This window comes from Buttiauxella ferragutiae (genome assembly GCF_022637515.1).
Taxonomy (GTDB): Bacteria; Pseudomonadota; Gammaproteobacteria; order Enterobacterales; family Enterobacteriaceae; genus Buttiauxella; species Buttiauxella ferragutiae.
This window is the reverse complement of the sequence record NZ_CP093332.1, coordinates 2,670,258-2,684,877: the sequence shown is the minus strand read 5'-3', so window position 1 is coordinate 2,684,877 and position 14,620 is coordinate 2,670,258. Positions and strand designations below refer to the sequence as shown.

Below are 14,620 nucleotides of genomic sequence, written 5' to 3'. Positions count from 1 at the left end.
ACGCAGCCGCGATTCCCCCACTGGCGCGACTTTTACGCTTTTGGCTGGTGCGCACTAATTATGGTTTTTTCATCGCGATTCGCTTCCACTTCGCGCAACGGTTCCACCTGGTGCATAGTTTGCTGGCAACGGATCACCAGTTCCTGATATTCACGCGTGCCCTGCTTTTTCCACTCAATCTCCTCGGGGCGCAATTCACGCACCAACTTCGCCGGGCTGCCGAGGATCATTTGATTCGCGCCAAACTCGGCGCGCGCTTTCACAAACGCCGTGGCACCGACAATACTGTTTTCGCCAATTTGTGCGCCATCCAGAATCACCGCATTCATACCAACCAGCACATTTTTGCCAATTAAGCAGCCGTGCAAAATAGCGCCGTGACCAATATGACCGTCCTCTTCGACTACGGTATCCTGTTCCGGGAAACCGTGCATCACGCAATTATCCTGCACGTTCGCCCCATCTTTGACGATAATGCGCCCAAAGTCGCCACGTAAGCTGGCATTCGGCCCGATATAAACTCGATGGCCGATAATCACATCGCCAATCAGTACCGCTGTCGGGTGCACGTAGCTGTCTTCCGGCACCACGGGGGTGAGTCCATCAATTTGATACACGGGCATAGTTTCTCCTTACGGGTTCAGATTGATTCCACCAAAACGCTGAAAATAGCCGCTTCCCGGTTGTGGCAAATCACCCACCGAGGTTTCCCCATGCTCGCTGACAAACAGCAGCGCACCGGGCGCAACGCGTTGGTAAATGTTGATGCACAACTGGCGAGCGCTTTGCCCCTGCCAGTGTGGCGGCAGTAACTCATCAGGAAGCAGTGGGTCTTTAAGCACCACGCGACGATAAAAGTGGATAAGCAGAAGTTGGATCTGGAAACAGCGCAGCGGCGTCAGTTCACTTTCATCGGCCTCACGTAATAGCGGCAACAACGGGCGAAACGAGTTAATAAATTCACCGTAGCGGTCGTTTTTATCGGTCAACAACCAGCATTCTTCGACGCGCGCTTTAAGTGCAGTTTTTGATGCCTGCAACGGCGAACTGGCTTCAAAACAGATTACGTTATCGGCAACTCCGGCTTCATGCAGCAGGTTCTGCACGTCCGCCAGATTTTGCGACGGCGACGCCATCAGGCTCGGTGCCAGCGTACCAAACCCTTGCCAGATAAGTTGTTTCTTCACTTGCAGGAGGGTGTTTTTCTCAAGCCCTTCCGAGAGTAACAGCAGCCATTTACCGTCCCATTCTGGTTGCCCGGCACGATAGATTTTGGCTTCTGCGCGGCGCGTCATACGCTGCCCCATTTCGGTGAGACGATAGAAACTGCGTCGCCCGACGCGTTCCACGTCAAGCCAGCCTTCTTTGTTGAGTCGGAATAGCGAGGTACGCACAAAACGTTCGCCAAAGCCTAACGATTCAAGCATCGTCGCCAGGCTTCCCAGCCAGATTTCTCCGCCACGATGCGCCAGCGCATCACCGTACAAAGAGACAATCAGCGACGTTCCGCTAATGGGAACGGCGCTGACCGCCTGCTGAATAAACTGTTCCAGTTTGTTGCTCATCGTCAGACTAAAATTCCGTTTAAAACCGTTAAGACATAAAACATAGCACAACAAAGATAATAAAAATCATGTCATTAACAATGTGATTCACATTTTTCGAAAATACAGATTTCGTAGGTCGGATAAGCGCAGCGTCATCCGACATAACCGTTTTGATTTTAGTTTTGCGAGGCGTTTCCACAATATTAAGTCTCTGTATTGTACTGCCATTTTTTCCCCATCATTCTTCCATTGCATAAAAATCAAACTAATATTATGATTCGGTCATAAGTAAGGATTTTACTCGATGGAAAGAGAAGATTTTGGCTTGCAGTGGTTACTCGAACTTCACGGGGTCTCGGTCCAAATGGACGACGGTTATTGGTGGAAAGCGGAAGTCTGGCAGGTCGCCCCTACGGTCCTTTGCCCACATGGTGTTCGTTATTCGTTAACTTTGCATAACAAGTACAACACACGCATTTTTGGTTATGACAATGCACATGGCATCAGAGCAGCCGGCAAAGGGAAGTTTGGTAGTCGAATCGTCCGTGACCACGTTCACCTTACGGCGTCCGATAAAGGGCATGTATATGAATTTTCCTCTGCGGCACAACTGCTGGAAGATTTTTTTAAACACAGCGAAGAACTAATCAACCGAAGGAAGCAACAATGAAAGCAAGAATCGGCATCATGTCGAATGCACTGGTTCAAAAGTATATGCTGGCTATTGTGTCCGGTAAGTATCTCCGGGCAGAGGATGAACCTAAAATATGGTTCGTCTCAATCAACGCCTTAGGGCAAATATTGAATCCTGAAAACATCGCACTCTTGCGACTCATGGTCGAACATCAACCGGAAACTATCTCCGAACTTGCGGCGCTGTCCAACCGCCAGCTCAGTAACCTGTCTGTCACTTTGCAGGCGCTAAACAGGCACGGATTCGTTGAGCTAATCAAAACCGGTCGCAAAGTAAAACCTAAAGCGCTGTATACCGACTTTGAAATCATTGTCGACAGCGCTTTTGAAGCCCGCATTAACGCAGCCTGAACCGCATGTTAATGCGGGATATTGTTACTGATTCGCCGCTGTGCGCAAATCACACACGCGAATCGCTTTGCCTTCCGAACGTGGCAGGCTACCGCAATTCACAATGCTGATATCGGTAGAAATCCCGACCATCGACTTAATGCGATGACGTAACTGGTGGCACACCGAGCAACGTTGTTCATGGCTCAGATACAAGCTGCTCTCTTTCAGCTCCACCTTGACAGAAAGCGTGTCGAGATGGCCGTCGCGGTGCACTTCCAGTTGGTAATGCGGTGCCAGATGCTCAAATTTCACAATCTCTTCTTCGAGTTGTGACGGGAACACATTCACACCACGGATGATCAACATATCGTCTGAACGGCCGGTAATGCGGTCCATACGGCGCATGGTGCGCGCGGTGCCTGGCAGTAAACGCGTCAGGTCGCGGGTACGGTAACGAATCACCGGCAACGCTTCTTTGGTCAGCGTGGTAAACAGCAGTTCGCCCTGCTCACCATCTTCCAGCGGTACGCCGCTAATTGGGTTAACGATTTCTGGATAGAAATGATCTTCCCAAATCGTTGGCCCGTCCGTGGTTTCCAGGCATTCCATCGCCACACCTGGGCCCATCACTTCCGACAGCCCGTAAATATCCAGTGCTGTAATACCCAGACGGCGTTCGATTTCACGGCGCATGGCGTGGGTCCACGGTTCTGCACCAAACACCCCAACACGCAGCGAGCAATCGCGCGCATCGCCACCCATCTGGCGTTCCAGCTCTTCAATCAGGTTCAGACACCAGGACGGCGTCACCATAATCATATCCGGGCGGAAATCGCGGATTAGCTGTGCCTGTTTCTCGGTTTGCCCGCCAGACATCGGGATAACGGTGGCTCCGAGGCGTTCAGCGCCATAATGCGCACCCAGCCCGCCGGTAAACAGCCCGTAACCATAAGCGACGTGAATTTTATCTTTCGGCGTACCGCCTGCGGCACGCAGCGAACGAGCGACAATATCCGCCCAGGTATCAATATCTTTTTGCGTGTAACCGACCACCGTTGGCTTACCGGTGGTGCCGGATGACGCGTGAATACGCACAACTTGCTCCATTGGCACCGCAAAAGTGTCGAACGGATAGTTGTCGCGCAAATCCTGTTTGGTGGTGCAGGGAAAGAGGCGAATGTCCTTCAGCTCTTTGAAATCGTCAGGGTGTACGCCGACTGCATCGAACTTACGTTTGTACATCGGCACATTGTTATAGGCGTGGTTGAGCGTCCATTTCATACGCTGCGTTTGTAAGGCCTGCAGCTCATCAATTGATGCCGTTTCAATCGGTTCCAGCTTTGTAGTAGAGGTTATCATTATAGGGTACTCGCAGGTTTGATTAGCTCACACGCTCAAGGATCAGGGCAATGCCCTGGCCAACACCGATACACATCGTACACAGGGCATAACGGCCATTGCGGCGATGTAGTTCGTGGCTGGCGGCTAGCGCCAGTCGGGCTCCACTCATTCCCAAAGGATGGCCTAACGCAATCGCGCCGCCGTTGGGATTAACATGTGGGGCGTCGTCAGGCAGCCCCAACTGTCGTAATACCCCCAACGCTTGCGCGGCAAAGGCCTCGTTCAGTTCGATAACATCCATATCGTTGATGGAGAGTCCTGCAAGCTCCAGCGCCTTGCGGGTCGCAGGTACTGGTCCAAGCCCCATCAGACGCGGTTCAACGCCAGCGGTTGCCATCGCCACAATACGGGCTTTTGGCGTTAAACCATGGCGCTGTGCCGCAGATGCGCTGGCAATAATCAATGCTGCCGCACCATCGTTGACACCGGAAGCGTTACCGGCGGTGATCACCCCGTTTTTGCGGAATGGCGCTTTTAAGGCGTTGAGTTGTTGCAAAGTTGTTTCATGGCGCGGGTGTTCGTCTTCGCGAACCTCAGTCACCGCTCCTTTTTTCCCTTGCAACACCACCGGCACGATCTCCTGTGCCAGTACGCCATTGATGCGCGCTTGCTCTGCACGTTGCTGGCTACGCAAGGCAAACGCATCTTGATCCGCCCGGCTTATGCTTAACAACTCCGCTACATTCTCTGCCGTTTCGGGCATGCTGTCAGTACCAAAGTGTTCAGCCATGAGCGGGTTCACAAAACGCCAGCCGATCGTGGTATCAAACAGTTCTGCCTGGCGCTGAAACGGCGTATTTGCCTTGCCCATCACGAACGGCGCACGCGACATCGACTCCACGCCACCGGCAATCATCAGCTCAGCATCACCGGCTCTGATGGCTCGCGCCGCCATGCCTAACGCATCCAGACCGGAGCCGCATAAACGGTTGATGGTGGTACCGGAAAGCGTCTGTGGGAGTCCGGCAAGCAGTGTCGCCATTCGCGCCACGTTACGGTTATCTTCCCCTGCCTGGTTGGCACAACCGAGGATCACGTCATCCACCGCGTTCCAGTCCAGATTCGGGTACCGCGCCATCAGCTCTTTGAGCGGGATTGCGGCCAGGTCATCGGCTCGCACTGAAGAAAGTGCGCCGCCGTAACGGCCAATTGGCGTGCGGACACCATCACAGATAAAGGCGTCTTTCATAGTTTGGCTCCAGAGAGAGTGGTTCCGATACGGTGCGAACGCCCGCGAAACAGTGCGATGGTTTTCTCATCCTGATTGATAATTTCAATGTCATAGACGCCCGTCTGCCGCCCCTGAGTGCGCACCTGGGCAATCGCTGTCAGCGTGTCCCCCGCTTTACCCGGACGCACAAAATCGATACTGCAACCGGAAGCCACCGCCGCCAGCCCCTGGCTGTTACAGGCATAAGCAAATGCGGTATCCGCGAGGGTAAAGAGTTGCCCGCCGTGGCAGGTTTGATGGCCGTTGAGCATCGCGGTGGTAATGGTCATGGTTAAGCGCGCAAAGCCTTCACCCATTTCCTGAATTTCAATTCCCATCTGCTGCGCGCAGTTGTCGCGAGCGTACATTTCGCGGGCATTCGCCCAGGCATTAGTGCTCATGTTGAGTCTCCAGAAGCGTGCGTTGACGCAGCAGCGAGGTCGGGCGATAACGCTCCTCACCATAATGTTGTTGCAGGTTTTCCAGCAGACGCAGCACATTTTGCCAGCCCAGCTCCGCGCCCCACGCCAGCGGGCCACGCGGGTAATTCACGCCCAGGCGCATCGCGGTGTCGATGTCCTGCTCGCTGGCGACCCCTTTTTGCAGCGCGTCTGCTGCTTCATTGGCCAGCATCGCCACGGTGCGCCACACCAACAGGCCAGGGTAATCGCGGATCTCCAGCACCTGTTTGCCTTGTTGCTGGAAAAAATGAATCGCTTTGGCGGTTTGTTCTGGCGTATTGCCAGCGGCGGCAGCCAGCACAACCAATGGCGATGACTGCCAGTTGTTAATCAAATCAATCAGCACCACCGGGCAATTCAGCCGTTTTGCTAATTGAGTTGCTGTTTCGCCTTGCGTGACTTCAACCCGCACTTCGTCCAGTTGTAACCATGAATCCGTGACACTGTCACCGAAATTACTATTATTTAGCCAGCCCGCACGCCCGTGGCGCTCAATCAGCTGTGCACCCGCGCTGGCAGGCAGCGCGGCCAGATAAGGCAATTCTTCATTGATTGGCCAACGATAGACACCCTGCCCGGTTTTCTTACCCAAACGTTTACCGAGTACCAGTTCTTGCTGAATCAGCGACGGCAGAAAACGGCGCTCCTGCCAGAAACCGTTGAACACCGAACAGGTCACCGCAAAATTGACGTCCTGGCCGATTAAATCGGTCAGCGCCAGCGGCCCCATCGGGAAACCGCCGCAATCACGCAAGGCCGCATCAATCACGCCCGCAGGGGCAATTTGTTCTTCCAGTGCGCGCCAGGCTTCCGAATAAAACGGACGCGCCACGCGGTTGACGATAAAGCCAGGCGTTGAGTGGCAACGCACCGGTTGTTTCCCCCAACGCAGCGCCAGACTGGTTAGGCTCTCCAGCACAGCGGGCGCGGTTTCCAGCCCGCTCACCACCTCCACTAGTTTCATCACTGGAGCCGGATTAAAGAAATGCAGCCCCGCCACACGCTGTGGATGTGGCACACCGCTGGCAATCGCGGTAATCGAAATTGACGAGGTGTTACTGGCAAAAATAGTTTCTGCTGAACAGACGGTCGCCAGGTCGCGGAAAATCGCCTGTTTGATGTCGATTTGCTCGGCTGCCGCTTCAATCACTAATGCAGCATCCGCCAGTTCATTCAATTCTTGTGCGGCGGTTAAGCGGTTAACCACGGCATTTTTCTCAGACTCGGTGAGTTTGCCTTTTGCTACGCGGGCGCTCAGTGCGGTGGCGATGCCATCGATAGCACGAACGGCGGCATCCGGCTGGATGTCATAAATTTTAACCGGATGCCCGGCTTGCGCGGCAACCTGGGCAATGCCCGCGCCCATGGTGCCGCTGCCAATCACCGCGATAATCGATTGTGGAGTCAGCATCATCATTTCCCCTTAAACACCGCAGGGCGTTTGGCGAGGAAGGCCGACACACCTTCGCGATAATCTTCACTTCTGCCTGCCATACGCTGGTAATCGCGCTCCAGATCGAGCTGCGCATCCAGCGTGTTAGTTTCTGAGGCATACAGCGCTTTCTTCACCAAACCAAGGCCGAAGGTTGGCTGGCTGGCAAAATGCGTGGCAAGCTGGCGGGCGGTATCGTTTAACGCTTCGTCGTCAACCACTTGCCAGATCATCCCCCACTGTAGTGCCTGTTCTGCGCTCAGTTTGTCGCCCATTAATGCCAGCCCCATCGCCCGAGCATGCCCGGCAAGACGTGGCAGATACCAGGTGCCGCCGCAATCCGGTACCAGACCTAGTTTGCTGAAAGACATCACAAAATTGACCGAACGTGCTGCAATCACGATGTCGCAACCCAGCGCCAGCGTGGCTCCGGCACCGGCGGCAACACCATTTACCGCCGCGATCACCGGCTTGGGTAATTTTGCCAGGCGCTTAACCAGCGGGTTGTAGAAGTTTTCCACCGACGCACCTAAATCCGGTGCGTCGCCGCTTGGGTCGACGTTGCGGTCGTTGAGATCCTGCCCGGCACAAAACCCGCGCCCGGCACCGGTAATCAGCAGGCAGCGAATGGACTCGTCGCGCTCGGCCTGCGTCAGCACTTCTGCCAACTGGCGGTGCATTTCGTCGTTAAAGCTGTTCAGGCGTTCAGGGCGATTGAGAGTCAGCGTCATCACGCCGTTTTGCACATCACTAAGAATGAAATTCATGGTTATCGTCCTTTAAACGCAGCGGGTCGTTTTTCAAGAAATGCGGCAATGCCTTCCTGCCGGTCTTCAGTGGCGGCCAGTAGCGTGAAAAGCTGGCGCTCATGTTGTAATCCCTGGCTGAGTGAAAGCTCATGCGCCTGGCGCAGTGCTGTTTTCGCCGCCTGCAACGCCAGTGGCGCATGTTGTGCGATGCGTGCCGCCAGTTTTTTGGTGTATTCCAGCGTCAGGGCTTGTGGACAAACCTCTGCCACCAGTCCGGCAAGCTGTGCCTGTTCGGCGCTAATCGCTTCGCCCGTGAGTACCATTTTGTAGGCCAGCGCTTTGCCAACACTGCGAATCAGTCGTTGTGTGCCGCCCGCCCCAGGCATAATGCCGAGCGTGATTTCCGGCAGGCCAAAGCGTGCGTTGTCACCCGCCAGCACGATGTCGCACAGCATCGCCAGCTCGCAGCCTGCGCCCAGTGCATAACCGTTTACCGCCGCCAGCAATGGCTTGTTAAAGCGTTCGATACGCGCCCAAAGCTGTGGACGAGGATCGTTGAGCGTGGCGGGCATATCGCGGTTCGCCATCTCTTTTAAATCAGCACCTGCGGCAAAAAAACGCTCGTTGCCGGTAAGCACCACAGCACCAACGTTTTCATCGTGTTGCGCACTTTCCAGCGCCTGCGCAATGTCTTCGAGCAGCGCGTTGTTTAACGCGTTACGCGCTTGCGGGCGGTTAAGCGTCAGGGTTAGCACGCGGTCATTCTGGCTAATCAGTAGCTCGTTCATTAAAGCCCCTGCGCATCAAAGTCGATGACCACGTTGTCGCCTTTCGGTAAGGCCTGGCAACTGAGGATGTAGCCCGCCGCCAGTTGGTCTGGCTCGAGGCTGTAGTTAACGCCCATTTCTACTTCACCGCTGACCACTTTGCAGCGGCAAGTGGCACACACCCCGCCTTTGCAGGCGTAAGGTAAATCCGCACCCTGGCGCAAGGCCGCATCGAGAATGCTTTCGTCATGGGAATCGAGGATGATTTTGCGGTCGCGTCCGTCCTGGCGCAGCGTCACCACTTTGCCTGCCGCTTGCTCACGTCGGCGCAGGCTTGGCGCGCTGCCAGGCGTGTTGAAGTGTTCAATAAAGATGTTTTGCTGTGCGACACCCATCGTCAGTAAAGCCGCTTCTGATTCCTGCATCATGCTTTGCGGACCGCAGATAAAGGTGCGGTCAAAGCCTTTCAAGTCGAGCAGATTGTCACCCAGCGCTTTGAGTTTCGCGCCATCAAGACGCCCGCTCAGCAACTCGCTTTCTTGTACTTCCTGGCTGAACAGGTAAATCAGTTGCAGGCGTTGCGGATAGCGGTCTTTTAAGTCGGCCAGTGCCTGGCGGAACATCATGCTGCGGCTGCTGCGATTGCCGTAAACCAGAGTGACGCGGCTGTCAGATTCAGTCGCTAATGTGGCGCTAACAATCGCTAACATCGGCGTGATGCCGGAACCGACCGCCAGCGCCAGATAGTTGCCTGCGGTGTCGTGCTGCGGCTGGTAACCAAATGTCCCCTGCGGGATCATCACGTCCATCGCCATTCCCGCCGCTAAATCGCTCACCGCGTACTGCGAAAAACGCCCGCCTTCGATGGCTTTCACCGCCACACAAATTTCACCGGGCTGTTCGGCGCGGCAAATGGAGTAGCAGCGGCGTAACTCTTCGCCACCGAGACGTGTTTTCAGCGTCAAATGCTGGCCAGGTTTAAAGGCGTAATGTGTCTGCAATTCGGCAGGCACGGCAAAAGTGATGGCAACCGCTTCAGGAGTTTCCTGCTCAATGCGCGCCACCGTTAGCGAATGAAACGTTGTCATGGCAACCTCAAATACATTTAAAGTAATCAAAGGGTTCGCGGCAGCTATCACAGCGGTATAACGCTTTGCAGGCCGTAGAACCGAATTCGCTAATCAGCGAGGTGTGCAAACTGCCACAGCGTGGGCAACTCACTTCCACCGCAGCTGATGTGGCGTGGCAAGCATGCCCTTGTGGCGGGCTGATGCCGTATTCACGCAGCCGAGTTTTGGCGGTTGGCGTCATCCAGTCGGTGGTCCACGCCGGGTGCAACATCTGTTCGATGTGCACCGGTTGGTGCCCTGCTTTTTCCATCGCTTCACGAATCGCCGCCAGCAGAAAATCTGTCGCCGGGCAGCCGGAATAGGTTGGCGTGAAACCGATGTGCCAGCCGTCATCACGATGGTGAACACTGCGTACCATGCCGAGATCGGTGATGGTCAGTACCGGGATTTCAGGGTCGCTGATTTGCCCGAGAATGCGCCAGACCTCGCGGGTTTGCGCCGGTTCCACCACATCGAGAGTTTGCATCTTTACCTCACTACCATTGCTGATTGGGGTACGCGCGTTGCAGGTACTGCATATCTGCCAGCAACGGGCCGAGATGTTCGGTATGCAGCCCCTGTTTGCCGCCGGTGCGATATTGCGCTTCCTGTGGTTTGACGAGTGTGGCCGCCAGCAACGTGCCGAACACTTCCTCTTCCCAGGCCGTACGCAGCGTGCGCGGGTCGACCGCAATCCCAAGTTGTGCGAGTTCGATTTCCAGCTCGTCGGCTTCAAACATTTCGCCGCTAAAACGCCACAGTTTGTTCAGTGAATGCTGCATTTTTTGCTGCGAAAACTCCGTGCCGTTGCCCAGACGCACCAACCAACCGCGGCTGAAGCGCAGGTGGTAACGCACTTCTTTGATAGCTTTCGCGGCAATCGCCGCCAGTTGTGCATCGCGGCTCAGCGCCAGGCGCTCAAACAGCACCACATGCCAGGCATCCAGCAGGTACTGGCGCATCAGGGTGTCAGCGAAATCACCGTTCGGCTGCTCAGCCAGCAACACATTGCGGTATTCGCGCTCGTCACGGCCAAATGCCAGTTTGTCTTCATCAAACTCGGCACCCTGAAGTTCAGCGGCATAGCTCAGGAAGTTGCGCGCCTGGCCGAGTAAATCGAGGCCGATGTTAGCCAGCGCCAGGTCAATCTCCAGCTCCGGCGCGTGTCCACACCACGCCGTTAAGCGCTGTGCCAGCACCAGACAGGTATCACCGAGGCGCAGGGTGTAAGTGGTTAACGGGGAATAAGTCATTTCACGCCTCACATGTGCTCGATGCCATCAGGGATGGTGTAGAACGTCGGGTGGCGATAAATTTTGGTTTCCGCCGGGTCAAAAAACGCACCGCGTTCTTCAGATTGTGAAGCAATGATTTCGCTCGCCTTCACCACCCAAATTGAGCAGCCTTCGCTGCGGCGGGTGTAGGCATCGCGGGCGTTTTCCAGCGCCATTTGTTCGTCGGCGGCGTGCAGGCTACCCACATGGCGATGGGATAAACCTTGTTTACTGCGAATAAATACTTCGTATAACGGCCAGTGAACTTTGCTCATGTGTTTTTCCTTCAAATTCGGGTGTCAATGGTGGCATTCCCTCTCCCTGGGGAGAGGGGGGCTACAAATTCTGTTTTGCGGCATACGCCAGCGCGGCTTCGCGCACCCATGTGCCCTCTTCCCAGGCTTTGCGTTTGGCGGCTAAGCGCTCTTCGTTGCATAGCCCACGTCCGGCGACCACTTCATTAAATTCGTGCCAGTCAATTTCGCTGAATTGGTAATGCCCGCTGGCTTCGTTCCAGTGCAGCCCTTCATCCGGCACAGTCATACCCAGCATTTCAACTTGTGGCACGGTGTTGTCGACAAAACGCTGGCGTAATTCGTCATTACCAAAACGTTTGATTTTCCACGCCAGGCTTTGCGCGCTGTTGGGTGAGTTGTCGTCGTTCGGGCCAAACATCATCAGTGCTGGCCACCAGAAACGGTTTATCGCGTCCTGCAACATCTGGCGCTGTTCTTCGCTGCCCTGCGCCAGCACCATGCAGGCTTCAAAACCCTGACGCTGATGGAAGCTCTCTTCTTTACAGATTTTCACCATCGCACGGGCATAAGGGCCGTATGAAGTGCGGCACAGTGCCACCTGGTTCACGATCGCGGCACCATCAACCAGCCAGCCAATCACGCCAATGTCGGCCCAGTTCAGCGTCGGATAATTGAAGATGGAGGAATACTTCATCTTGCCGTCGAGCATCTTTTGGTAGATGTCTTCCCGTGCACAGCCCAGCGTTTCTGCCGCGCTATACAGATAAAGCCCGTGTCCGGCTTCGTCCTGCACTTTCGCTAACAAAATGGCTTTGCGCTTTAAGCTCGGTGCGCGGGTCAGCCAGTTGCCTTCTGGCAGCATGCCAACGATCTCGGAATGCGCGTGCTGACCTATCTGACGAATCAACGTCTTACGGTATTCCTCAGGCATCCAGTCTTGCGGTTCAATCGCGATTTCCTGTGCGATTCGCTCATCAAAACGCTGTTGTTCAGTCACGTCGTCACCTTTTATGATTCAAACTAAATTCACAAATCGGGTTTATGTGAATCACTTAATGATTAAAAGTTACAGATAAGTTAACCAAAACACCAAAATTAACACGCGCGGTTTGTGAGCTTTATCACGATAAATTTCAAATATTCTTTATTATTTATGTATATAAGCAAATCACCAAAACTACGCGTAATCACATTGTTAATAAATTATTAAATTACATCTTGATTTTTATGATTCACAAATCAACCATTGATGCAATTAAACGTAATACTTAGTGGGGTATGCGATGCAGCAGTTAACAAGTTATCTGTCAGGTCAGTGGGCGATGGGCCATGGCAAAGAACGCACGATAAATCATGCAATTAGCGGCGAAGCGCTGTATCAGGTCACCAGTGAAGGGCTGGATATGGCGCAGGCGCGCCGTTACGCCATCGACCACGGCGGCACCGCTTTAAGCGCGATGACCTTTGTTCAACGCGCCGCCATGATTAAAGCGGTGGCAAAACATCTGCTGGCAAATAAAGAAGCGTTTTATGCGATTTCTTACCAGACAGGAGCCACCCGCGCAGATAGCTGGGTGGATATTGAAGGCGGTATCGGCACCCTGTTCGCTTATGCCGGGATGGGCAACCGCGAATTACCAGACGATGTATTGTGGCCAGAAGACGAAATGATCCCGCTGTCTAAACAAGGCGGATTTGCCGCTCGCCATGTGCTGACGTCAAAATCGGGCGTGGCACTGCACATCAACGCGTTTAACTTCCCTTGCTGGGGCATGTTAGAAAAACTGGCTCCAACCTGGCTTGCCGGTATGCCGGCGATTATCAAGCCCGGTACTGCCAGCGCGCAGTTGACCCATGCGATGGTGAAATCAATTGTTGATTCAGGGCTGGTACCAAATGGTGCAATCAGCCTGATTTGCGGTGGCGTCGCTAACCTGTTTGATTTGCTCGATGAGCAAGACGTAGTGACCTTTACCGGCTCCGCCAGCACTGGACAAAAGTTACGTTGTCACTCAAATATTGTCGCCCGATCAGTACCCTTCACGATGGAAGCCGACTCGCTGAACTGCTGCGTGCTGGGCGAAGATGTGACGCCGGAACAACCTGAATTTGCGCTGTTTATCCGTGAAGTGGTGCGCGAGATGACCGCTAAAGCCGGGCAAAAATGTACCGCGATCCGCCGTATTTTGGTTCCACAAGCGCAACTTGAAAACGTGGTGCAGGCGCTAAAAGGCAAACTGGAGAAAATCCAGCCCGGCGATCCGGCGCAGGAAGGCGTAAAAATGGGTGCGCTGGTCAGCCTTGAGCAGCGCGACGATGTGCAAAGCAAAGTGAACCAGCTGGTTGCCGCAGGCTGCCAGGTAGTGGTCGGCGGCCACGCCGATACTGCCCTTGCGGGCGCGTTCTTCCCACCAACGTTGTTACTGTGCCAGCAGCCTGATGAAACCCCAGCGGTGCATGAACTCGAAGCGTTTGGCCCGGTTGCCACCGTAATGCCTTATCAGAATGCGCAACATGCGATGGCGCTGGCACGTGCGGGCCAGGGGAGCCTTGCAGGAACGCTGGTCACGGCGAGTGGCGATATTGCCCGCCAGTTTGTGCTGGGTGCCGCGCGTGCTCACGGGCGAATTCAGGTGCTGAACCAGGAATCATCGGTGGAATCCACCGGCCATGGTTCGCCATTACCAATGCTGGTTCACGGCGGCCCAGGCCGAGCGGGTGGCGGTGAGGAATTGGGTGGCTTGCGCGCAGTAAAACATTACATGCAACGCACCGCGATTCAGGGCAGCCCATCAATGCTGGCGGCGGTTAGCCAACAATGGAGCCATGGTGCGGCAGTGAAAGAAGATGCGGTGCACCCGTTCCGCAAACACTTTGACGACCTGCAAATTGGTGAAAGTTTGCTGACAGCTCGTCGCACCATTACCGAGGCCGATATTGTCAATTTCGCCAATCTCAGCGGCGACCATTTTTATGCCCACGTCGACAAAATTGGTGCGGCAGAATCATTCTTTGGCGAACGCGTCGCTCACGGCTATTTCGTGGTTTCTGCCGCTGCAGGGCTATTTGTTGACCCAGGTGTCGGGCCGGTTATCGCCAACTACGGTATGGAAAACCTGCGCTTTATCGAGCCGGTAAAAATCGGCGATACCCTGCAAGTGCGCCTGACCTGTAAGCGTAAGACCGCCAAGCCGCAGAAAACCACCGAAGATAAACCGGTTGGCGTGGTGGAATGGGCAGTAGAAGTGATGAACCAGGATAAACAGGCCGTGGCTTTATATTCCATTTTGACGCTGGTAGCGCGTAAGAGTTAATACATTTTGTCGGATGACGCTGCGCTTATCCGACCTACGAAAGGCCGTTGTAGGGGGGATAAGCGCAGCGTCA

General features: G+C 54.6%; 16 protein-coding genes. 3 read left to right on the top strand and 13 right to left on the bottom strand.

The window, feature by feature from the left end:
* Positions 1-32: 32 nt before the first annotated feature.
* Entirely contained in the window at positions 33-623 is a 591-nt protein-coding gene (paaY, locus tag MNO13_RS12435) for a phenylacetic acid degradation protein PaaY (RefSeq protein WP_237932392.1), read from the bottom strand.
* Between the two features lie 9 nt (positions 624-632).
* The gene (gene paaX / locus MNO13_RS12430; RefSeq protein WP_121813502.1) at positions 633-1,565 is read right to left on the bottom strand and encodes a phenylacetic acid degradation operon negative regulatory protein PaaX; all 933 of its coding nucleotides are present in this window, start codon (positions 1,563-1,565) and stop codon (positions 633-635) included.
* Positions 1,566-1,851: 286 nt separating this feature from the next.
* On the opposite strand from paaX, the gene MNO13_RS12425 reads away from it, so the two are divergent.
* Entirely contained in the window at positions 1,852-2,217 is a 366-nt protein-coding gene (locus MNO13_RS12425) for a toxin-antitoxin system TumE family protein (RefSeq protein ID WP_064546661.1), read from the top strand.
* Positions 2,214-2,591 (top strand): HVO_A0114 family putative DNA-binding protein, encoded by a 378-nt coding sequence (locus tag MNO13_RS12420; protein WP_064546659.1) that lies wholly within the window; start codon positions 2,214-2,216, stop codon positions 2,589-2,591. Before MNO13_RS12425 ends, MNO13_RS12420 begins: the two co-directional genes overlap by 4 nt.
* Positions 2,592-2,615: 24 nt before the next feature.
* Here MNO13_RS12420 and paaK read toward each other — a convergent pair whose 3' ends face one another.
* From paaK to paaA, 11 genes are all read right to left on the bottom strand, one after another.
* Positions 2,616-3,932 (bottom strand): phenylacetate--CoA ligase PaaK, encoded by a 1,317-nt coding sequence (paaK, locus tag MNO13_RS12415; RefSeq protein ID WP_121813504.1) that lies wholly within the window; start codon positions 3,930-3,932, stop codon positions 2,616-2,618.
* Positions 3,933-3,954: 22 nt separating this feature from the next.
* On the bottom strand, positions 3,955-5,163 hold the full coding sequence (pcaF, locus tag MNO13_RS12410) for a 3-oxoadipyl-CoA thiolase (protein WP_241938795.1): 1,209 nt from the start codon (positions 5,161-5,163) through the stop codon (positions 3,955-3,957).
* Positions 5,160-5,585 (bottom strand): hydroxyphenylacetyl-CoA thioesterase PaaI, encoded by a 426-nt coding sequence (gene paaI / locus MNO13_RS12405; RefSeq protein ID WP_064546655.1) that lies wholly within the window; start codon positions 5,583-5,585, stop codon positions 5,160-5,162. Before paaI ends, pcaF begins: the two co-directional genes overlap by 4 nt.
* On the bottom strand, positions 5,575-7,056 hold the full coding sequence (paaH, locus tag MNO13_RS12400; RefSeq protein WP_157092954.1) for a 3-hydroxyacyl-CoA dehydrogenase PaaH: 1,482 nt from the start codon (positions 7,054-7,056) through the stop codon (positions 5,575-5,577). Before paaH ends, paaI begins: the two co-directional genes overlap by 11 nt.
* A gap of 2 nt (positions 7,057-7,058) precedes the next feature.
* Positions 7,059-7,844, bottom strand: coding sequence for a 2-(1,2-epoxy-1,2-dihydrophenyl)acetyl-CoA isomerase PaaG (gene paaG, locus MNO13_RS12395; RefSeq protein WP_064546651.1), 786 nt, complete (start codon positions 7,842-7,844; stop codon positions 7,059-7,061).
* A 2-nt stretch (positions 7,845-7,846) separates the two neighbouring features.
* The gene (paaF, locus tag MNO13_RS12390) at positions 7,847-8,614 is read right to left on the bottom strand and encodes a 2,3-dehydroadipyl-CoA hydratase PaaF (RefSeq protein ID WP_064546649.1); all 768 of its coding nucleotides are present in this window, start codon (positions 8,612-8,614) and stop codon (positions 7,847-7,849) included.
* On the bottom strand, positions 8,614-9,681 hold the full coding sequence (gene paaE, locus MNO13_RS12385) for a 1,2-phenylacetyl-CoA epoxidase subunit PaaE (protein WP_241938794.1): 1,068 nt from the start codon (positions 9,679-9,681) through the stop codon (positions 8,614-8,616). Before paaE ends, paaF begins: the two co-directional genes overlap by 1 nt.
* A gap of 7 nt (positions 9,682-9,688) precedes the next feature.
* Positions 9,689-10,189, bottom strand: coding sequence for a 1,2-phenylacetyl-CoA epoxidase subunit PaaD (gene paaD, locus MNO13_RS12380; protein ID WP_064546645.1), 501 nt, complete (start codon positions 10,187-10,189; stop codon positions 9,689-9,691).
* A gap of 10 nt (positions 10,190-10,199) precedes the next feature.
* Positions 10,200-10,955: a 1,2-phenylacetyl-CoA epoxidase subunit PaaC gene (gene paaC, locus MNO13_RS12375; RefSeq protein ID WP_121813510.1), complete on the bottom strand. Its 756-nt coding sequence runs from the start codon at positions 10,953-10,955 to the stop codon at positions 10,200-10,202.
* 8 nt (positions 10,956-10,963) lie between these two features.
* Positions 10,964-11,251, bottom strand: coding sequence for a 1,2-phenylacetyl-CoA epoxidase subunit PaaB (gene paaB / locus MNO13_RS12370; protein ID WP_241938793.1), 288 nt, complete (start codon positions 11,249-11,251; stop codon positions 10,964-10,966).
* Between the two features lie 61 nt (positions 11,252-11,312).
* Positions 11,313-12,230, bottom strand: a complete 918-nt coding sequence (paaA, locus tag MNO13_RS12365) for a 1,2-phenylacetyl-CoA epoxidase subunit PaaA (protein WP_064546639.1) — start codon at positions 12,228-12,230, stop codon at positions 11,313-11,315.
* A gap of 286 nt (positions 12,231-12,516) precedes the next feature.
* Here paaA and paaZ point away from each other — a divergent pair, with 286 nt between their 5' ends.
* Positions 12,517-14,547, top strand: a complete 2,031-nt coding sequence (gene paaZ / locus MNO13_RS12360; RefSeq protein ID WP_241938792.1) for a phenylacetic acid degradation bifunctional protein PaaZ — start codon at positions 12,517-12,519, stop codon at positions 14,545-14,547.
* The last annotated feature ends 73 nt before the right edge of the window (positions 14,548-14,620 follow it).